The organism is Streptomyces sp. NPDC038280 (assembly GCF_055600045.1).
Genome location: NZ_JBVJYZ010000020.1, coordinates 36,873 through 55,701 on the forward strand (window position 1 = coordinate 36,873; position 18,829 = coordinate 55,701).

Annotated in this window: 16 protein-coding genes and 2 pseudogenes; 12 read left to right on the plus strand and 6 right to left on the minus strand. The window is 70.3% G+C overall.

Translation table 11 applies throughout. The features are described from left to right. Positions 1-346 precede the first annotated feature (346 nt). Together ACZ7J0_RS29395 and ACZ7J0_RS29400 are read right to left on the minus strand one after the other, a co-directional pair. Positions 347-757, minus strand: coding sequence for a VOC family protein (locus ACZ7J0_RS29395; RefSeq protein ID WP_470892378.1), 411 nt, complete (start codon positions 755-757; stop codon positions 347-349). A gap of 230 nt (positions 758-987) precedes the next feature. After that, positions 988-3,114, minus strand: a complete 2,127-nt coding sequence (locus tag ACZ7J0_RS29400; protein ID WP_470892380.1) for an FUSC family protein — start codon at positions 3,112-3,114, stop codon at positions 988-990. A 101-nt stretch (positions 3,115-3,215) separates the two neighbouring features. Here ACZ7J0_RS29400 and ACZ7J0_RS29405 point away from each other — a divergent pair, with 101 nt between their 5' ends. The 3 genes from ACZ7J0_RS29405 (at position 3,216) to ACZ7J0_RS29415 (ending at position 5,707) form a co-directional block, all read left to right on the plus strand. After that, entirely contained in the window at positions 3,216-3,767 is a 552-nt protein-coding gene (locus tag ACZ7J0_RS29405; RefSeq protein WP_470892382.1) for a YciI family protein, read from the plus strand. A gap of 780 nt (positions 3,768-4,547) precedes the next feature. Beyond that, complete coding sequence (locus tag ACZ7J0_RS29410) at positions 4,548-5,135, plus strand: hypothetical protein (protein ID WP_470892384.1); 588 nt, start codon at positions 4,548-4,550, stop codon at positions 5,133-5,135. 2 nt (positions 5,136-5,137) lie between these two features. Further along, on the plus strand, positions 5,138-5,707 hold the full coding sequence (locus tag ACZ7J0_RS29415; protein ID WP_470892386.1) for an OmpA family protein: 570 nt from the start codon (positions 5,138-5,140) through the stop codon (positions 5,705-5,707). Between the two features lie 277 nt (positions 5,708-5,984). On the opposite strand, the gene ACZ7J0_RS29420 is transcribed toward ACZ7J0_RS29415, so the two are convergent. Next, on the minus strand, positions 5,985-7,349 hold the full coding sequence (locus ACZ7J0_RS29420; protein ID WP_470892388.1) for a (2,3-dihydroxybenzoyl)adenylate synthase: 1,365 nt from the start codon (positions 7,347-7,349) through the stop codon (positions 5,985-5,987). Between the two features lie 543 nt (positions 7,350-7,892). Here ACZ7J0_RS29420 and ACZ7J0_RS29425 point away from each other — a divergent pair. Both ACZ7J0_RS29425 and ACZ7J0_RS29430 read left to right on the plus strand, forming a co-directional pair. Further along, complete coding sequence (locus ACZ7J0_RS29425) at positions 7,893-8,456, plus strand: hypothetical protein (RefSeq protein ID WP_470892390.1); 564 nt, start codon at positions 7,893-7,895, stop codon at positions 8,454-8,456. 877 nt (positions 8,457-9,333) lie between these two features. Next, on the plus strand, positions 9,334-10,890 hold the full coding sequence (locus tag ACZ7J0_RS29430) for a M4 family metallopeptidase (protein ID WP_470892391.1): 1,557 nt from the start codon (positions 9,334-9,336) through the stop codon (positions 10,888-10,890). A 112-nt stretch (positions 10,891-11,002) separates the two neighbouring features. On the opposite strand, the gene ACZ7J0_RS29435 is transcribed toward ACZ7J0_RS29430, so the two are convergent. Next, the gene (locus tag ACZ7J0_RS29435; RefSeq protein ID WP_470892393.1) at positions 11,003-11,128 is read right to left on the minus strand and encodes a hypothetical protein; all 126 of its coding nucleotides are present in this window, start codon (positions 11,126-11,128) and stop codon (positions 11,003-11,005) included. A 47-nt stretch (positions 11,129-11,175) separates the two neighbouring features. Beyond that, positions 11,176-11,937, minus strand: a complete 762-nt coding sequence (locus ACZ7J0_RS29440; RefSeq protein WP_470892395.1) for a bestrophin-like domain — start codon at positions 11,935-11,937, stop codon at positions 11,176-11,178. Positions 11,938-13,027: 1,090 nt separating this feature from the next. Here ACZ7J0_RS29440 and ACZ7J0_RS29445 point away from each other — a divergent pair. The 4 genes and pseudogenes from ACZ7J0_RS29445 to ACZ7J0_RS29460 form a co-directional block, all read left to right on the plus strand. After that, positions 13,028-13,957, plus strand: coding sequence for a hypothetical protein (locus tag ACZ7J0_RS29445; protein WP_470892397.1), 930 nt, complete (start codon positions 13,028-13,030; stop codon positions 13,955-13,957). A gap of 245 nt (positions 13,958-14,202) precedes the next feature. Continuing rightward, positions 14,203-14,397: pseudogene (locus tag ACZ7J0_RS29450) on the plus strand (IS5/IS1182 family transposase); the annotation flags it as partial. Positions 14,398-14,895: 498 nt separating this feature from the next. Next, a complete protein-coding gene (locus ACZ7J0_RS29455) occupies positions 14,896-15,726 on the plus strand; it encodes a hypothetical protein (protein WP_470892399.1) in 831 nt (276 codons plus the stop codon). 13 nt (positions 15,727-15,739) lie between these two features. Further along, positions 15,740-16,017 (plus strand): annotated as a pseudogene (locus ACZ7J0_RS29460) (hypothetical protein); the annotation flags it as partial. Here the strand turns inward: ACZ7J0_RS29460 and ACZ7J0_RS29465 are convergent. After that, positions 15,997-16,149, minus strand: coding sequence for a hypothetical protein (locus ACZ7J0_RS29465; protein ID WP_470892401.1), 153 nt, complete (start codon positions 16,147-16,149; stop codon positions 15,997-15,999). The pseudogene ACZ7J0_RS29460 and the gene ACZ7J0_RS29465 overlap by 21 nt on opposite strands. Between ACZ7J0_RS29465 and ACZ7J0_RS29470 the strand changes: the two genes are divergently transcribed. From ACZ7J0_RS29470 to ACZ7J0_RS29480, 3 genes are all read left to right on the plus strand, one after another. Continuing rightward, entirely contained in the window at positions 16,143-16,769 is a 627-nt protein-coding gene (locus ACZ7J0_RS29470; RefSeq protein ID WP_470892403.1) for an SgcJ/EcaC family oxidoreductase, read from the plus strand. The genes ACZ7J0_RS29465 and ACZ7J0_RS29470 overlap by 7 nt on opposite strands. After that, positions 16,766-17,554, plus strand: a complete 789-nt coding sequence (locus ACZ7J0_RS29475) for an SDR family NAD(P)-dependent oxidoreductase (protein ID WP_470892405.1) — start codon at positions 16,766-16,768, stop codon at positions 17,552-17,554. The genes ACZ7J0_RS29470 and ACZ7J0_RS29475 overlap by 4 nt, the downstream gene beginning before the upstream one ends. A 348-nt stretch (positions 17,555-17,902) precedes the next feature. After that, entirely contained in the window at positions 17,903-18,790 is an 888-nt protein-coding gene (locus ACZ7J0_RS29480; RefSeq protein ID WP_470892407.1) for a hypothetical protein, read from the plus strand. Positions 18,791-18,829 lie beyond the last annotated feature (39 nt).

Here is an 18,829-nt window from a genome sequence, read left to right on the forward strand (position 1 = left end):
AGGCACTCGATGGCGATGACCGGCCTGCCGGAGTCGACGAGCCGGTCGAGCAGGCGGAGCAGACCGAGCAACTGTCCGAAGGCGGCGGGATGGAGGCGGGTGGGAGCTCGGGGAAAAGGATGTGGACGCCGTCCTTGTGGGCATTCCCGGCGCGCCGCACTCTGGTGCCCGGCACGGCTGTCCGGCGTGTGTGTCTCGGCCTCGGCGGCCGGCATCGCGAGCACTTGTGCGAGGGTGCGGCTGCCGAGGCGGTGGTCGAGTGCAGCGGCTGGGAAGCGCCGGCCGCCGCGTTCTTCGCAGGGGCTCGCGACGCGGGCCATCACGGCCGAGTCGATGGCCGTACGGCTCAGCGAAGCTCCTGGATGCGGACCATGTTGCCGGCGGGATCGCGGAAGGCGCAGTCGCGGATGCCGTACGGCTGCTCGGTCGGCTCCTGGACGACCTCGGCGTCGCTGGCCTGCACCTTCTCGAACGTGCCGTCAAGATCCCGGGTGGCCAGCAGGATCCAGCCGTAGGTGCCCTTGGCCATCATCTCGATGATCGTGCGGCGCTCGTCCTCGGTGACCCCGGGGTCGGCGGCCGGTGGTGCCAGGAGGATGGAGGTGTCGGGCCGGCCGGCGGGACCGACCGTGATCCAGCGCATCTTGCCCTGTCCGACGTCGCTGCGGACCTCGAAGCCGAGGGCGTCGCGGTAGAAGGCCAGGGACGCGTCCGGGTCGTCGTGCGGGAGGAAGGTCGTGTGAATAGTGATGTCCATGACGGTCAGGCTAGGTGCGGCCGCGTGACCCGCGCTTCTCGATTCCTGACCGATCCGGCGCCTTGTTTCACCGCACACACCGGCGCATCTCGCCGGCGCGCTCACCGCCTGGCGCCGCGCCGCCTCGCCCAGTCGTGTGACTCCGCGGCTGACTCCGCGGCCGTACGGATGGGGCGAGGAACGGCCGTACGTAGGGGGCGCGGGCCGGCGAACGTACCCCCCGCTCCCGCCTATCCGTTCCCGGATTTGCCGGTGATCCGTTCCAGGTCGCTCATCAGTGAGGCCAGCCACGACACGGACGCGTAGTACAGCCGCAGCGCGCCCGGTGGCTCCGCCGCGAATCCGTCGAAGGGCGGATCCCACCGCAACACCGGCGCCTGCGGGGTGTCGCCGCTCGGGTCCAGGAACGCCGAGACCAGCAGCATCCTGCCGGCCACCCGGTCCCCAAGCAGGGTCAACGCCGCCGCCGACTCCTGTCCCAGGGGCGGCGCGACGACCTGTTCAGTGGGTACGAGCAGCCGGCTCGCCCCCCACAGCGTGTGATGGCCGGCTATCAGCGTGGCCTGCCAGTCCTGCCCGCCGGGCGCCACCGCCAGTCCCTTCGGCTCGCTCTGGTACTGCGCGTAGGCCGACTCCGCCAGGATCAACGCGTGCTGCAGCGACCGGTGCCCCGGCGCGGTGAGCGACGGCTCCCGCACCCCGCCGGCGGCGACCTGGGCCGTTGTCGCCACCACGGTCTCCGCCGCGCCCCGCATCAGTACCGCCACCGACCGCCGCAGCTCGTCCTGCGCGCCCCGCGGCCAGGCGAGGAGCCCGAACAGGGCGCCGACGGCGCTGCCGGTCAGCACGTCCAGCAGCCGGAACTCGGCGAGCTGCCAGGTCGCGGGCGCCAGCTGCGCGAACACCAGGGCGATCACCACCGTGAACATCGCCTGGGCCCAGCCCACTCCCTTGACCGGCCCCAGCGCGAAGGTGACCAGCATCAGCGGCGGCAGAGCCGCGGCGTACACCGCGATGTCCGTCCCCACCAGGGCCAGCAGCGCGGCCGTGACCAAGGCGCCCACCAGGGTGCCGGTCAGCGCCACCCGCATCGTCGAACGCGTCCCTCGCACGGTCGTCCGGGTCAGGGTCAAGGTCGCCAGCAGCACCCAGAACCCGTGCGGCAGCGTCTCCGCTCCGGCGATGACCCGGGCGGCCGCCAGCGCCAGGCCGATCCGCACCGCGTTCTGGAAGAACACCGACCGCTGGCCCGCGTGCCCCGACAGCCGCCGCCACCACAGCTGCGGCGCACGCATCCTCGCGTACCAGAACGGCCCCGACGCCGCCCGTGCCGCTCCCGCCCGACCCCGTACCGCGATCCCGGCCGCCGTCGACATCGCCAGGGCGGCGTCCGCCACCTCAAGCAGCGCCGCGTCCCGGCGCAGTACCGCCGGGGAGCCGTCCTCGGCCGGGCCGGCCGCCAGGGCCTTACGGGCCCGCAGCAGCCGGGCGTGCGCGTCCCCGGGGCCCGCGCGGCCGCGCAGACAGCCGGCCGTCTCCTCGGCCGCGTCCCGCACCGCGCACAGCACGTCGTGCCCGGTGCCGCGCGGCGGCGAGCCCACGAGGACCGGCGGCAGCAGAGTCAGCCTCGCCAGCAGGGTGCGGGTCGCCAGACCTGTGTGGGCGAGGGCCCGGTCCCGTACGCTCGGCCCGGCCGGCCGCTCGGCCGCGGCCACCTGGGAGGACCGCAGCCCGGTACCCGCCTCCTGCGCCGCCCGCAGCGCCCCCTCGGACAGCGCGTACGGCGCCCCGGCCAGCGCACCGGCGCAACTCCGCGCGATGTCGGCTGCCCGCGCGGCCAGCTCCCGGTACGGGACGGTCGGTGGATCGGGCAGCAGGAACACCTCCGCGAGTACGAGGAGCGCGACGCCCACGGTCGCGCCCGCCAGCCGTTCGCCGAGGGAACCGGGATCGTAAGGCGGGAAGGACGGCAGGATGTACATCAGCTGCAGCCCCGGCGCGGCCCCGGCCGGGCGCGGCCCGCCCACGGCGACGAAGGCCAGCGCGAACCCGACCACCAGCATCCCCGCTGCCGCGCTCCAGGTCCGTATGGACAGGTAGGTGCCGATCGTGATCAGCACCCAGCAGGCGGGCATCAGACGCAGCAGCACCGCGGCGCGCTGCCGGCCGGTGCCGGGGATGTGCGAGAGGCCCGCCAGCGCCACCGCGGCGAACAACGCGTAGGTCGCGGCGACGGCCGAACCGAAGCCGTACAGAAACAGGTAGAAGCCCGCACTGCCGGCCAGCGTGACCCGCACCGACCCTCGGGCCGCCGCCGCGTAGGCGGCCGGCAACCGCACCCTGGCAACGCGACCCATGCCACCAGGATCACCCGGCAACGGCCGCCCGGCACGCGACGGACGGCGCAGCGCTCAGAATGTGATGGTCACGCGAAATGGTGATCGTCCATACTCTGCGCATGGAGTTCTTCTGCTATCACCGCGACCGGCCCGAATCCGTGGCGCTGCGCGACGACATGCTGGAAGAGCACTGGTCCTACATGGACCGGTTCGAGAAGGAGATGATTGCCCGCGGTCCGACTCTCACCAGCGACGGTGACCTGCCCACGGGCAGCGTGCACATCGTCGACCTGCCGGATCCCGCCGCCGCACGCGCGTTCGCCTTTGACGAGCCCGGCTACCAGGGCGGTGTGTACCGGGACGTACTGCTGCGTCGATGGCGCAACGTCCTGGGGCGCACGATGTGGGACTTTCCCGGTGGCCGGACCGGTGGCAACCGGTACCTGGTGCTCGGCCTCGGCGCGGGGCAGGCCGTCGATCTCGTGGCGCCGCCCGACCGGGACGAGTTGATCGCGTACGGGCCGCTGCTTTCCGACGACGGCACCGCCTGGTTGGGTACGGCGGCGCTGCTCCGGGCGCCTGACCCGGACACGGCGCGTGCCGTCCTGACACCGGACGGGTATGCGGACATCGAGGTCCATAATTGGCAGTTCGGCGGCCGACAGCCATGAGCCGGGGGAGGGCGCCCGGCGCTGCGCGTCGCGGGGCGTCGTCCGCCCGCTCCTCGGGGCGGCTCGCGAACCTGCGGAGCTGTGCCCGCCGCCACCCTGCCTTGCTGAAACGCCTCAAGAACCCACCGAGCCGGTCGACTGGTTGCTGACGCCACCGACCACCCACTGCCCGGATTCCTCCCGAAAGCTCATCTCCCCGGCGCCCAGCGCTTTCCCTCGAAGCAGTTGCAGGAGCAACGTATGCGGGGTGCGGGGCTGAGGCGGCAGCGCCCGGGATCCTCCGGCCATTCCGCATCCGTCGACCGGCGCACCCGTACGCAGTTCTGCGGGCCTCGTCCGCCCGGTGGCTCGTATGCGGGGCATTGTCAGGGGAGGGGTAGCTGAGGTAACCACTGGACTTTCCCTATGCAAACGTTCTATGTTTGCTGCGGCGAGAGGTCGGCCGGACAACTGGCCTATATTTTCAGGACCGGGGGGTCGTCGATGTCCAAAGCGCGTGCCGATGTTGGCGCGAGAGAAGCGTCAGCGCCAATTGCCTGCGGGGATCCTGCGTTGCGGAAGCTTCAACGCCGTCCGGAATCTCCTCCCCAGCGGCACACCACCCAGGACGCCTCAACACATCACTGCCCGGCCCATCACAGCGCAGCACGTCACCACGCCCCACAACGGACTGGTTCTCCCGCGCGGCCGCTCTCGAGATCCGGGGCCTCGCCGCCGTACACGCTCACTCTGTGGCCCACCACCGTTGACCTCACCCGACTGCACCCCAAGGAAGCCCCGATGAACAGCACCACGCCCCGCCGAGCCCTGCTGGCAGCCGCAGCCGCCGTCCTCACCCTCATAGGCGCTTCCGGCTGCGCGGCTGAAGACGCCACCAAGCCCACCGGGAAGGGCGCCCCGTCCCAGAACACCGCCTCCAATCAGGTCTCTTCGGCCGGCAGCGTCGATCAGGCCCAGGCCGACGGGCAGCCACTGGCCACCGTCAAAGGAGCGGACGACCTGACCCTGCGCGTCACCGCCGCCCAGCGCAGCCGGCAGGGCACATGGGTGACCGTACGCGGCACCGTCACCAACGACGGCAGCAAGGACTTCTTCGGCGTCGCCTACTGGCACGGCGACGTCTTCGAGATGCGCAAGAGCCCCGACTCGGTCGCCGGCGCCACACTCGTCGACGAGGCGAGCATGAAGCGCTACTACGTCCTGCGCGACACCACCGGCCTCTGCCTCTGCACCACCAACATCAGCAAGGTGGAAGCGGGCAAGACCATCTCCTTCACCGCCCAGTTCCCCGCCCCACCCAAGACATCGACCGAGGTCGGCTTCCAGCTCCCCACCTTCCCCGTCGCCACCTTCCGGCTCGGAGGCTGACCATGACCCGCCGTACCGCCCTCCTCGGCGCCGCCCTACTGCTCACACTCACCGCCGGCTCCAGCCTCGCTCACGCCGACGAAACGCCCGCGCCTGATAGCAGCCTCCTCCAGCCGGGCGCGACCCTCGCCCCTCCCGTCATCGAAGACCTGCGCATCGTCACCGCCCCCATCGCCACCGTCTCGGGCACCGACGAAGACCGCCGAGAAGACACCGCAGATCACGTCAAAGTCACCCTCGGCGCCAAAATCCTGTTCGGGAAGGACAGCGCTCAGCTCACGCCCGCGGCCAGAGCCCGCATCCGCGACATCGCCCGCGAGATGCGCAGCCGGCACGCCCCGAGCGCCGCCATCGCCGGCTATACCGATGATCTCGGCTCGGCCGCCCACGGCCTGACGCTCTCCCGCCAGCGCGCCGAAACGGTTCGTGACGCACTCCGCACCGAACTCGGCGCCGCTACGACCTATACGGTTCAAGGCTTCGGCGAAGCCAACCCCATCGCCGACAACAAGACCGAGGTTGGGCGGGAGAAGAACCGACGCGTCACCATCACCTATCCTCGCCAGCGGTAACCGCTGGTCCATGGGACGCAAAGCCATGGATGCGGGGGAACTCGCCCGTCCGAACCGTGACATGCGCGGCCTGGTCCGCCGCGCACGCGTCAGGCATGCCGGACACGTCATCCAGGCACCCGGACCCACCCCCGGCACGACCACGACGAGTGAGGCGTACGGGCTGCCGTCTCCTGCGCACCCATACGCTCAGGCATCCGGGCGGCAGGGCTCCCGCCCGGCGCGGGTGCCGGGGCCGACGGCCGGCCGCCGTCACCGGTCGGATGGATCTTGGTGGTCAGTCCCGCCGGGGGACGTCCTCGAGGCGGCCCATCACCACCAGATTGCCGTCCGGGGTGCGCCGCGCGAGCTTACCGGTGCGGAAGTAGCCGCCGGTGGTGAAGGAGCGGGCGTTGTGTTCGGGCGCCCGGTAATAGCCTCGCGGGGTGTACGGACCGCGGGCGAGGAGTTCGCCGGGCTCCCCGTCCGGCGCGTCCTTGCCGTCGACGTCGACGATGCGGATCTCGTCGTCGGGCGAGAGCGGGCGGCCCTGCGTGGTGAGCACGGTCTCGTCCGGATCGGTGGGCCGGGTGAGAGTGAGCAGCCCCTCAGGCATGCCGAAGACCTGCTGCAGGCGGCAGCCGAGCTCCGGGCCTATCCGTTCGGCGGTCGCCCGGTGCAAGGGCGCGCCGCCGATCTGCATCAGCCGCAGACTGCTCAAGTCGGCCCGGGCCGAGGCAAGTTCGTCGAGCCACAGCTGGGCGATGTCGGGCATCACCGACGTGATGGTGACCCGTTCCTGTTCGATGGCCCGAAGGCATGCGGCGGGTCCTGGGTTCTCGACGAGGACGACGGTGCCGCCGACGGAGAGGGTGCCGACGATGCCGGGGGAGCCGAAGGCGAAGGTGGACTCGGCGGGCAGCGCGGCGAGATACACGTCGTTCTCGGTGAGCGATACCAGCTCGGCGGCGGCCTGCGCCTGGTAGGCGTAGTCGTTGTGGGTGCGCGGAATGAGCTTGGGCGCCTCGCCGGTACCGCCGGAGAGCAGGAAGAACGCCACCTGGTCGGCGCTCTGCGCAAGCGCCGGCTCGGGCGCGGCGTCGATGGAGCCCAGCGGGGAGTACTGGCAGCCCGACGGGTCGGTCGTAAGACCGCCGTAGGGGGAGGAGACGCCCGGCTCCTCAAGGGTGAACACCCGCCGCAGGAAGGGCCATCGGGCCGCGATGTCCGCGGTCATCGCCGTGAGGTCGAAGCCCTGGTGCGTCGAAGGACCGACGTAGCCGACGGCCTGGGTGACCCGCACGAGGGAGGACACCTCGGACGCGCGGTGCGAGAGCGGGCAGAAAACGGGGACCGCGCCGGCCCGCATGAGCGCGAACGCCGTGATGACGAACTCGGGCACGTTCGGTAGCTGGACGACGACTCGCTGCCCGGGCCGGAGGCCGCGCAGTCTGAACCCGGCGGCCATGCGGTCCACGCGCCGGTTCAGGTTCGCGTACGTGATGCGGGTGCGGCCGTGCACGAGCGCGGTCCGCGGTCCGTGCTGCAGGGCCCAACCGCGCAGCAGATTGTCGAGCGTATTGCCACGCCAGTGCCCGACCGCCCAGTAGCGGTCGACGAACACCTCGGGCCAGGGCGTGCAGCCGTCCAGCATGGATGTCATTCGCTTCCTTCTGTACCAGTGTCTGAAGCGGAAGCCGTGCGGGGCGTGTTTCGCTGTGACAGGGGCGCTGCGGCCGAACTCCGCCTCGGCCGCCATCGCTCGAGCGCAGACCGTCGTCAGGATGTAGTCGCCGGTGTCGCCGCTCATCAACGCCGGGTTGAACCCGTCGGCTTGATCTTGTCAATCCAATCCGGCGGCTCCTCTTGCGTGCAATGCGCTTTCCCAACCATGGACGCGGAATCCCCTCAGCGGAAGGTCCAATGGGCGCCGCTGACCAGGGGGTATGGAGGGGCTCGATCCAACTCGGCTCCCGAGCCCCCGGGGGAAGCCGGTGACGTTGTGGGCGTGGCCCAGGTCGCGTTCCCCCGGCGGTTCCGTCGAGTTGGCATCGGAACGGAAACTGCGGTGCGCAACCCGTGGGTATGCCGTGACGACCGACCGGACAGCCCTGCGGCCCGCCCGATCACGCATGCGATGACCGGTGCGGGAGTGGGCCGTGGTTCTCGGCCGTCCCCGCCCGCTTTCCTGCACCCACTGGAGCGTGTGCCGCTGCCGTGCCGCGCTGTCGGCATCACCGTCCGGACCACGACCGGCCGTTCCCCGGGCAACGAGACCGCGTCCGGTCGCGTCTTCACGGTCATGATCGAGAATGTGGATCCCTCCAACACCGGCAGCTACGAAGAGTACGAGGCGGTGCGGCCCGGCCCCTGGTGGCGCCATGTGCTCTGGGTGGCCGGCGCCACCCTCCTGGGCGTCGGCCTCGGGTGGGCGACCGCCCTGTTCCGGATCAGCCCCGAGGAGTACGGGCTGCCCCCTGCCGCTCCCGGGAACGCCTGGCCCTATCTGGCCGCCTGGACCGCGACCGGAGGGGCGGCGGCATCCGTGCTACGCGCTGCCGCCGCGAGGGTTGCGGTGTTCGCCCCTGGCCGGATCGCCGTCCTCCTCACCGCCCTGGGCGTACGGCTCTCGCTGGGGTGGAGGCCGGAGGCGCCGGTCACGATCGCCATGATGACGGCGGTCCTGACGGCGGCCGTCGTCTGGTCCGTCCTCGCGCTGCGCTCCGCCACCCGGGGCGCCGGCGAGGGCCAAACCCCGTCCATGGGCTGAAGCGACGGGGGCGCCGGCCGCGAAACGGCCCCTGCCGCAGGGCGTCCCGGGCATCCGGACGTCTGCCGGGGCAGCGACATCCCCGCTTCCTGCCCCGACCGTCGTCAGCTCACGAGACGGCGGGCGATGGCCGGTGACCGCGTGAGCGTCTCCTCCCCCCGGTCATCGGGCAGCCCGCGCCAGCCGTGGTCGGCGCCGGGCAACCGCGCAGGCTCGGCGGGCGAACCGGCCTCCTCCAGCGCCCCTTCGGACAATTCGCTGTGCGACAGCCCACCAGCGCGTGTCCTCCTCACCGTCGGGCGGGAGGAACGGCGGCCGACCCGGCCGGACACGGGCGAGCGGCTCCGCGGCCCGGGCGCGCCGCGGTTCGGCTGCAGCGGCCACCGCGAGCATGAGCACCTCGGAGGCGGCGGCTTCCTCGGCAGCGAAGCGACCACGTGCGGGGGTCAGGTCGCTCGGCCCGTACCGGACCAAGGCACCGGCGCCGACGAGGGGAGTCAGGGCGAGGAGGAGCGCGCGTGGCCGCGTCCCCACACCCCGCTCCGCTCCGCTCCGTCTTCACCGTCGAGGACCCCCGGCCTCCGGGCGGCCGGGCGGGCCCGGCGGTGGGCCCGGGCGACGTCATCGGCGCGGTCGTCCGGGACACGGTCGCCACGGGCGCGGCGCTGCTCCCTGCCGCACCGGGCGCCAACTGCTGTGCCCCGGAGTCGTGTTGCACAAGCCGCCAAAGTCCGCCGGATAGCGAACATCAACGTTTCTCAATCGGACAGAAGTCGTCAAAGACTTGTGAGGTAATTGTTGGCACTCCGTCAAATTCGTTCATCCGGTGGGACGCTCGCTGCCGTCAACCCCCCACAGGACGAGCGATGGAGATCGCATGACTCCCCACAAGTACACCCGGCGCAGCGCTGCCCTCGTAGCCACGGCCGCCATGGTCGTCGTCGGCGTACAGACCGCATCCGCGAATCCCGCGCCCGCGCGGGCGGACGGTCCCGGCCTCACCCCCACGAGCGCGTCCGCGCGCGCCGAGGCCATCAAGTCGGCCCAGGCCGACGCTCCTTCGGCCGCCGGCAAGCTCGGCCTCGGAGCACAGGAGAAGCTGATCGTCCGTGACGTGATCAAGGACGCCGACGGCACGGTGCACACGCGCTACGAGCGCACCTACGCCGGGCTGCCCGTCCTCGGCGGCGACCTCGTCACGCACACCGCGAAGAACGGCACGCTCAAGGGCGTCGACAAGGCGAACGACGCCCGCATATCGGTGGCCACCACTGCCACCGAGCGCCGCGCCGCGGCCGGCGCCCGCAAGGTGATCTGGGCGCGCCACGGCAAGCCCGTCCTCGCCTTCGAGACGGTCAGGACCGGCGTACAGAAGGACGGAACGCCCAGCAGGCTGCACATCATCACGGACGCGGCCACCGGCCGGAAGCTGCACCAGTACGAGGCGGTCGAGACCGGCAGCGGCACCAGCCAGTACAGCGGCGCGGTCACGGTCGGGAGCACCAAGGGCGGCTCCGGCTTCGACCTCGCCGACGGCGAGCGCGGCGGCCACAAGACCTACAACCTCGACCACGGCCAGAACGGCACCGGGACCCTCTTCAACGACGCCGACGACACCTGGGGCAGCGGCAAGCCGGACGACCCGCAGACCGCAGGCGTCGACGCCGCCTACGGCGCGGCCCTCACCTGGGACTTCTACAAGGCGGAGCTCCAGCGCAACGGCATCGCGGGTGACGGAAAGGCCGCCTACTCGCGGGTCCACTACGGCAAGGCGTACGTCAACGCCTTCTGGGACGACAGCTGCTTCTGCATGACGTACGGCGACGGCGACGGCGACAAGAAGCCGCTCACCTCGATCGACGTCGCCGGCCACGAGATGACCCACGGCCTCACCGCCGCGACCGCCAAGCTCGAGTACGCGGGCGAATCCGGCGGGCTCAACGAGGCGACCAGCGACATCCTCGGCACCTCGGTCGAGTTCTTCGCCGCCAACAAGGAAGACGTCGGTGACTACCTCATCGGCGAGAAGGTCGACATACGCGGCGACGGCACGCCACTGCGGTACATGGACAAGCCGAGCAAGGACGGGCAGTCCCTGGACGCGTGGAAGACCGGCGCCGGCGACGTCGACGTCCACCACTCCTCCGGCATCGCCAACCACTTCTTCTACCTGCTGTCCGAGGGCAGCGGCAAGAAGACGATCAACGGCGTCGAGTACGACTCCCCGACCGCCGACGGCTCGACGGTCACCGGGATCGGCCGGGAGAAGGCCTACAAGATCTGGTACAAGGCCCTCACCGCGTACATGACCTCGACGACCGACTACAAGGGCGCCCGCGAGGCGACCCTGAAGGCCGCCGGCGACCTGTACGGCGCCGACGGCGCGGAGGCCAAGACGGTCGCCGCGGCGTGGGGTGCGGTCAACGTGAAGTAACGGTTCGCCATGCACGGACCTCTTCCCGGCGCGGGCCGGGAAGAGGTCCGTGGTCGTTGCGCCGGCCGGTCCGCCAGTCGGGCGACCAAGCAGTGGGCCCATGTCCGGCCGGTCAGTTCTTGACCGGCCACTCCAAAGGCTCCTTGTAGAAGCCCCGGGTCAGTTCCACCGCCGCCGCCTTCTGGCCCTCCGGGATGAGGAAGGCGGTGCAAATCTTCCCCGACTGCCCCGGGGTCAACTGCTTCTCGCTGCCAGAGCTGGACCGGCCGACGACCAGAGGCGGTGTCAGGACTCGGCGGTGTAGAGCTGCTGCAGGGGCTGGGCGGTGTCGGTGCCCGCGTGCCCGAACGGGGCGTCGAAGCTCCACACCAGGAACAGCAGGAACACGATCAGCGCGCTGAACGTGGTGGCCAGGAGCAGCTCTCGTGGTGAGCGGCGGATCTGCAGGGTGTAGATGAGGCCGAGGGTGACCGCGCCTCCGGCGATCAGGCCGAACCACACCACCCCCGGCAGGGTCGACCCGCCGGTGTCCAGGCGCTGGTGCCGGGCGTCGTCGGCGGCGGCGACCTGGTCCAGCAGCGGCTGATAGGCCTGGGCCTGCAGTTCGTCGCCGGGGGTGTGGTGGGCGATGTCCGTGCGGATCTCCTTGAGCAGGCCGGCTCCCTTGGAGTCGACCTCGTCGTCGTTCTTCAGCGCCGGCCATTCGCTGGTCACGGCGTGGCGGGCGTAGGCGTGGATCCGGTCGCGGACCTGCGCACGGAACGCGGCGGGGTAGACGTCCAGGCGCTGGTCGATCTCGTACAGCGCCTGGGCCTCGCGCTGGACGGTGTCCTCCGCCGCCCCGCGAGCCTCCCAGACGCCGGCGATCGCGAGCCCCAGGACGATCGCGTAGACGACCCCCACCATCATCACCATGTACTCCAGGACGTCCGGGGTCTCGGAGGTGTCCTCGTCGACGGCGACCCTGCGGTGACGCATGACCGTGGCGGTGACCACGAGGGCGCAGACCAGGACCGAGGCCAGGGTGTAGATCAGCCATTCCGGCACAGCACAACTCCAGAGCGGACGCAGGGGGATGAGGGAAGGAGGAACAGTCGTTCAGCCGTTCTGACCGCGGCGCCGGGAGCCGGGGCGCAGGGCCGCGGCCGCCAGGATCGCCGGGATGGTCACGACGGTGGCCGTCGTCGTCATCGGCAGACCGACGGGCGCCGGGCGCGACGAGCGACCGGCGTAGCGGAAACGCGGAATCCATCGGTACCCCGGCGCAGGGCGGGCGGGCTCCGGCGCTGCGGCTCGCGGGGGTACGTCCGGTGACGGGGCGTCAGCACTGACGCCGGGCAAGGGCGGCGCCGGTTCGGGGGATGGCGCACGGTCAGGGATGGGAGCGGCGGTCGGCGGCGCGGGGGGCGTCACCGGGTGTCCGGCGGGCGCGGTCGGTCGTACGGAGGGCGCGGGGGACGGCGACGCGTCGGGTGTCGGCGGTGGTGTCGCCGGAGGCGCCGTGGGTGTGGCCTCGATCGGTGCGTGGTCGACGGTGACCCAGGCGTTCCCCGAGCACACCACCACGTGCGACGCGGCAGACGAGTGGTCGACGATGACCAGCCCGCCGGTATGGCCGGGCACCGGACACAGCACGACGGCGGCCCCGAGACCGATCGTCATCCAGCCGCTCACCAGGGTCTTCCTCTCCGCAACGGCACCACGTCCGCCGGGCGAGAGCGGACCTGTGCCGGATGTGATGTCCGGATGTGTGTTCCGTCGAACCGGAAGCCGACGTTGCGAGCAACGATCATGGCGATGTGTGGTTACGGTGCCACCGCCACACGCGCACCGCCGTCCGCGCCGGCGGGCGCTCGCCGCGTCGGCAATCCCGGCGATTCGAGGCTTCTGCCCTTCACCCGTACCTCTCTGGGGACGCGCCCGGCGGTGGCCCGGGAGTCGGATCCAGCGCTGAGCCTTGCCCAACGGCTCTACGCGCAGTGGGGAACGCATGACACCGGGCCCGCGGTTCGGCCGAATCAAACGCCATGCACAGCGTCTTTGAGTACGGTGAGGCCGCAGGCGGGGGCAAGGGGGTGGGGGGATGGCGCACGTGTTCTCCGGGAGACGCGGCCGGCACCCTCGGAATCGGACGTCCGTGCGCTGGTGGATCGCAGGGCGCTCGGTCCATGCCCTGCTGCTCATCGGCTTGGGCGCACTGCTGTCCATCGCCGTGCCGATCGCCTTGGCCTTCGTCCTCGCCGCCGACTCCCCACGGAGCATCGCCGGGCGGATGGGTGACCTCTCGCTGCTTCTCGACACGTCGTTGGAGGCGCTGCGCGCCTGTGTCGGCACGGACAACCTCGACGTGCAGAAGGGCAACACGGTTCAGGAGTGGCTCGCCACCCTGGCCTCGATGACGGGAGCGCTGGCGCCCGCGACCCTGCTCGGCGTCGTCCTCGTCAAGATGTTCACCGTACGGCCGTTCGTCTGGCGCCGTCGGGCGAGCATTGCCCCAGCTGTCAGCGCGCACCACTTCCCCGGCTACGCCCGGCGATACGCGAACAGCGATCACGCGATCATCGCCGTACGGTTCTACAACCGTCTGGACAACCTGTCCCTCGTGGACGTCCGCGTGCGAGCCCAGCTTCGATATCTCGAGATCCCGTCAGGCATCGAGATGTTCGTGATCTACAAGAAATGGCTGAAGGTCCTGGACCAGGAGGGCGAATTGGCCGATGAGCGGGCTTGGCTGACGGTGGAGCGCGGCGCCCCTTTCACCGTCTGGATACCCGTCGACGCACCCGTGGGACAGCTGCCGCTCACAGAGATCCAAGGCAAGCGGCTGGAGCACGCCCACGGCGCGAAGTTACTGGTCCGGCTGGACGCCCGGACGGTCGGCATGGACACGAACATTGTGGACGAGTGTTGGTTCGACCTGGACGGGGATGACGTCGAGTTGGGTCGGTTCGTACCCCTGGAACCGGATACGCGCACCGACGTGTGGTCATGGCGAGGGTGGGAAGGTTTTGACGAACTTCTGCCGCCCGGACCCTCGGATGACCCGGGTGCGCGCCCCACATCCTGAGCCCGCCGCAGCGCCGACGACGGGTCGCGTCACGATCACGTGGCCATGTGTTCCGCATCCCGCGAGCGAAGCGCCGCCACATCGCGCCGGGCCCCGGGCTTCCAGTGCCCGGTGCCCACGGGGTCGTACGCCCACGCCAGGCGACGAGGACGGCGCGTCCGCGGCGGTTCCGGCGTCGTAGCGCCCGTGACGTCCCTCCGGGCGCGGGTGGGCTAGGCACTGTCTGATAATTGATCTTGTGGTGGCAGAAGGCCAACCGCCTGCGGCGCGGGAAGGCCGGCGGCAGGCCGCCGGCCTTCGACCGCGAGCTCTACAAAGCTCGCAACGTGGTCGAGCGCTGCTTCGGCCGCCGCAAGCAGTTCCGCGCGACCGCCACCCGCTTCGACAGACTGGCCGCCCGCTACAAAGCCGGAGTCCACCTCGCGTCGCTCATCCTCTGACTCCGCGAACCCACCCAAGATCCGGGTACCCGGGTTCCGTAGCCGACAGCTCGACCCATACGGCGGACGCCGGGCGCCGGAGGCTTAAGGAGCGCGGCCCCAGCACAAGCCTCCGTACATGGAGGTCGAGGAGATGATCTGGTAAGCGGAGGTGCGAGAGGAGATCGCAGGCGGCTTTCTGGCCCGAGCAGTCTCCGGGCTGAGGGCTCAGCCGACCGTGCCATGCGGTCCAGGGCAGATTGGCGTCCGCCCAGATTGCCCCCCGCGCAAGAGCGAGTACGGTGGAACTGAAATGTGCGGCTGAGTCGCCGCTTGCGCCTGAACGCTAAGGCCGGCGGCTTGACGCTAGTTGCCGATCTGGTTACGGATACTCGCCAGAGGCATCTAAGGTGGCCGGAACCCTGCGGTTTATCCCTTTGGCTGCAAAGACATGTTTCGCGACTGTCGTTGCCATTTTCTTCCGCATTCTCTGCGGGAATAAATTTCGGAGGTTCAGTCATGGCAGGACCAGTAAGTGGGACAGGTGTGAACGAACCCGGGGTAACCGGGACAAGCCAGCAGAACGATGGAGTCCTTGGGGTAGCTACGGCTGCCGGAAAGGCAGGCGTGGCTGGTGTCAACGAAGGCAGCAACGGCCTCTATGGCAGGGGGCGCACCGGCGTAGCAGGCCTAGGGGGAGCGGGGAATGGCATCTACGGCAAGAGCGAGTCGGGGGACGGAGTCCTTGGGGTAGGCAAGCATCCCGCTAAAGCAGGCGTGGCTGGTGTCCACGACTTCGGCGGCAACGGCGTATACGGAAGGGCGGATGGCGGAGGGTCGGCAGGACTCTTCGATGGCGTGGTGACGGTCACGAAAGCCCTCGAAATACCAGGCACCTTGCTCGTCCACCACAGCAACGCTTACTGCGCCTACTTCACTAGGCCCATTATGGTCAATGGCAAGGTAATAGGCACTAACGGCTACGCCGAGATCTTTGCTGCAGAGGGGGAGATGCTGCTGGGGGCTGTGGCGGTCATCAGGGACAACGGCCTTCTCGCCCCGTGCAGCGGGGAATACGACACCCAAGTGGTTGGCGTGGTTGTGGACAGCGAAGACGAACGAGAGAGTTCACACCAGGTGGCGGTCGCAATGGCCGGACAGATTTCGGTACTGATTGACCCGCAGTACGGGGAAGTTTCGCCCGGTGATCTACTCACCACTTCGCCCACGGCGGGGTGCGCCATGCTAGTGAAAGACCGAGAGCGCGCTTCCGGCGCGATTATCGGAAAGGCCCTTTCGTCGCTAGACAAGGAAACCGGGCTTGTTCGCATGCTCGTAATGGCCACCTGATGCCGACCCGCGTAAACGCCGCGACCAGGTCGCCAACCGCCGCCGACGCGGGAGCCTCGGCGGCCGCCCACCCGCCTTCGACAAGGCGATCTACCGCGACCGCAACGTGGTCGAACGAGCTTCGCAGCCTCAGGCAGCTCCGCGCGATCGCCACCAGGTTCGACAAGCTCGCCGACCGCTACCACGCCGGAGTCATCCTGGCCTCACTGATCCTCTGGCTCCGCGAACCAGCCAGGTGGTCATTTGTCAGACGCGCCTTTAGGAGCCGGGCTAGTCGTGCCGGGCGCGTGATGCGCTCCGGATCTGCTCTGTCGCCTCGCGGAAGGCGGGCGTCGCGCGAGTGAAGTAGTCGAAGAGCAGGTCGAGTTGTTCGGGAGTGTAGTCGGCGAGTACGTCGGCGACGCGGCGGCGGGCAGGTGCCACCACGCGCTCGATGGCTGCGAGGGAGCCGGGTACGGCCTCGACGACCACCTTGCGCCGGTCGGCGGGGTCGGCGGTGCGTCGCGGCAGGCACCTACCTGTATCTCGACGCCACCTCCGGGATTCGCCACGTCGGCGCCGCCTCCTGCGCGCAGGTCGTCCCCGTCGGCGCCGACCCGGCCGACGGCGCGGCGATCTGCGCGACCCTCGACGCCCTCACCGGCGCTTGGAACCGTGGCGACGCCGACGCGTACGGACGCCAGTTCACCGAAGACGCCACCTACACCACGTACGTGGGCAGCCACTACGAGGGGAGGGCCGACATCACCGAGGGGCACCGCGCGCTCTTCCGGGAATTCGTCAAGGACACGAAACTGGCGGGGACTTACCTCAACCTGCGATTCCTCGGCAAGGACGCGGCGATCCTGACCGGCCGCGGCGACGACTACACCGGCACGCGGCCCGCGGACGACGAGCTGTCCAAAGTGCAGACGTACACCCTGGTCCGGGACGCCGACGGCGTGTGGCGCATCGCCGCCTTCCACAACACCAAGCGCCAGAACGTCATGGAACGCTTCTCGTTCCTGTACGCGCCCGCGACCGCGCCGAAAGCCGAGCAGTGAGCCCGGGCCGCCCCCGCGCCCTGGTCACCGGCGCCACCGAAGGCATCGGCCGGGCCCTGGCCCTCGCTCTCGCCGCCGAGGGGTACGCCGTCACCGCCGTCGCCCGCACCCCACAGCGTCTGAACGAGCTCATGGGCGCGCTGACACCCGGCGAGCCGGAAGGCGAGCGGGACCACCGCTTCCTCACCGCCGACCTCGCCACACCGGACGGTCTGGGCAGGGTCGCGGCGGAGCTCACCGCCGGCACTCCCTACGACCTGTTGGTCAACAACGCAGGCGCCATCCGCCACGGTCCCTTCCACGAGGTCCCGCTCGAAGAGCATCTCGCGGTGACCCGTCTCAACTGCGAGGCGGTCATCACCCTCGCCCACGCCTTCCTCGGTACGGCCCGCCCCGGCGCCGCCCTGCTCAACGTCTCTTCCACTCTCGGCTTCAACCCCAAACCGGACGAAGCCGTCTACAGCGCGACCAAAGCGTTCGTCACCTCTTTCTCGCAGGTCCTGTGGCACGAGCACAAGGAGCGCGGCGTGTACGTGGCCGCCCTCTGCCCCGGCCCCACCGCCACGCGCCCCGGCCTGCACGACGCCACCCCCTCATGGCTGATCCAGTACCCGGGCGCGGTCGCTGCCCGAGCGCTGGCGGCCCTGCGCCGGCGCCACCGGCCGACGGTCCTGCCCGGCTACCCGAACCGTCTCCTCACCGCGGCGCTCCGCGTCCTGCCCCGCCGGACGGCACTCGCCCTGCTCGCGGAAGACGCCCGCCCGGCCCTCTCGTCACATCGTTAGCCCCGTGCGGGGGCATCGAGGTCTGCCCGCATTCATTCGAGGGGTGCAAGGGTGGGCGGCGGCCAGGGCGCGTCTTCTCGGCACGACGTCGGACGCCGGCCAAGACCGTCGCGCCGCCAGGGCGACGGCTACGGCAGAGCCTCGCCGGGGACCAGCGTGTTCTTGGAGGCACGTGCAGGTCCGCGACGGAGTCCGGTGGGACGGGGCGCGCTGCTGTCCCGAGGTGATCGACGGCGAACTGCCGTGAACTGCCTACCTGTTGCCCTTTTCGTGCCCCTGTTGGCAGACTCACTCTGATCACTTTCGATCACCAGTTCTTCACGGGGGGTTCACACAGTGAAATTCCGCATGCCCGCACGCGCCGCCGCTCGCACGGCCGCCGTGCTCGCCGCCGCCGCTCTCGCGCTCCCGATGGCCACCGCCGGCACGGCCCGGGCCGCCGAGATGCCGCAGGGCGAGTTCAGCTGGTCCGGGGATCAGGGCGACGGCTGGGACGACCAGGCTCGCTGGTACGGGCCGGGCCAGGGCGACAAGATCGACGTCACCGCCTCCGCCGACCACCGCACCCTCCGGGTCACCATCACCCGTCCCGGTGACTCCTGGACCATGGACCTGGCCGCGCCGGCCGGACAGGCCCTGGCGGTCGGCACGTACCAGAACGCGGTGAAGACCCCGGAGATGCCGGACACCGTCCTGGACCAGCCGAGCATGTTCGTCAACGGCTACTACGGCGGCTGCGCCACTCTCACCGGCGCGTTCACCATCAGCGAGCTGGTCTTCGGCGAGGGCTCCGCCGTCAAGAAGATCAACCTCTCCTACGAGCAGGACTGCGACGACCGCGGCCTGCTCAGGGGCTACCTGACGGCCAACGACGTCACCCCGCCGAAGCCGGTCGTCCTGGGCATGACGATCAGCGGCAACGGCAAGCTGTCCAAGGCCGGCAAGGCCACGGTGAAGGGCACGGTCACCTGCACCAAGCCGGTGAAGGTCGCGATCGGCGGCTCGGCCGGCCAGGAGCAGCCGAAGTTCGTCCAGGGCTTCATCCGGGCCGAGGTGGACTGCGTGCCGGGTAAGACCTTCGCCTGGCAGTCGCCGGTTCAGGTGCACACCCCTGAGACGGACACCCCGTTCATCAAGTCCGAGCGGCTCAAGGTCCTCGGCTGGGCCTCGACCACGGACCCCGACCTCGGCCAGTACGTCTCCGTCAACGCCGACAAGTGGGTCAAACTGAGCTAGCGGATGGCGTGTCGGGCGGCTCGGATCAGCGGCGGAGCA

Excerpts from the sequence above, each read along its gene's own strand:
- ACZ7J0_RS29455 (WP_470892399.1), top strand. The coding sequence starts at position 14,896 with ATGGCAGGACCAGTAAGTGGGACAGGTGTGAACGAACCCGGGGTAACC.
- ACZ7J0_RS29430 (WP_470892391.1), top strand. The coding sequence starts at position 9,334 with ATGACTCCCCACAAGTACACCCGGCGCAGCGCTGCCCTCGTAGCCACG.
- ACZ7J0_RS29410 (WP_470892384.1), top strand. The coding sequence starts at position 4,548 with ATGAACAGCACCACGCCCCGCCGAGCCCTGCTGGCAGCCGCAGCCGCC.
- ACZ7J0_RS29400 (WP_470892380.1), bottom strand. The coding sequence starts at position 3,114 with ATGGGTCGCGTTGCCAGGGTGCGGTTGCCGGCCGCCTACGCGGCGGCG.
- ACZ7J0_RS29480 (WP_470892407.1), top strand. The coding sequence starts at position 17,903 with ATGCCCGCACGCGCCGCCGCTCGCACGGCCGCCGTGCTCGCCGCCGCC.
- ACZ7J0_RS29395 (WP_470892378.1), bottom strand. The coding sequence starts at position 757 with ATGGACATCACTATTCACACGACCTTCCTCCCGCACGACGACCCGGAC.
- ACZ7J0_RS29420 (WP_470892388.1), bottom strand. The coding sequence starts at position 7,349 with ATGACATCCATGCTGGACGGCTGCACGCCCTGGCCCGAGGTGTTCGTC.
- ACZ7J0_RS29415 (WP_470892386.1), top strand. The coding sequence starts at position 5,138 with ATGACCCGCCGTACCGCCCTCCTCGGCGCCGCCCTACTGCTCACACTC.
- ACZ7J0_RS29405 (WP_470892382.1), top strand. The coding sequence starts at position 3,216 with ATGGAGTTCTTCTGCTATCACCGCGACCGGCCCGAATCCGTGGCGCTG.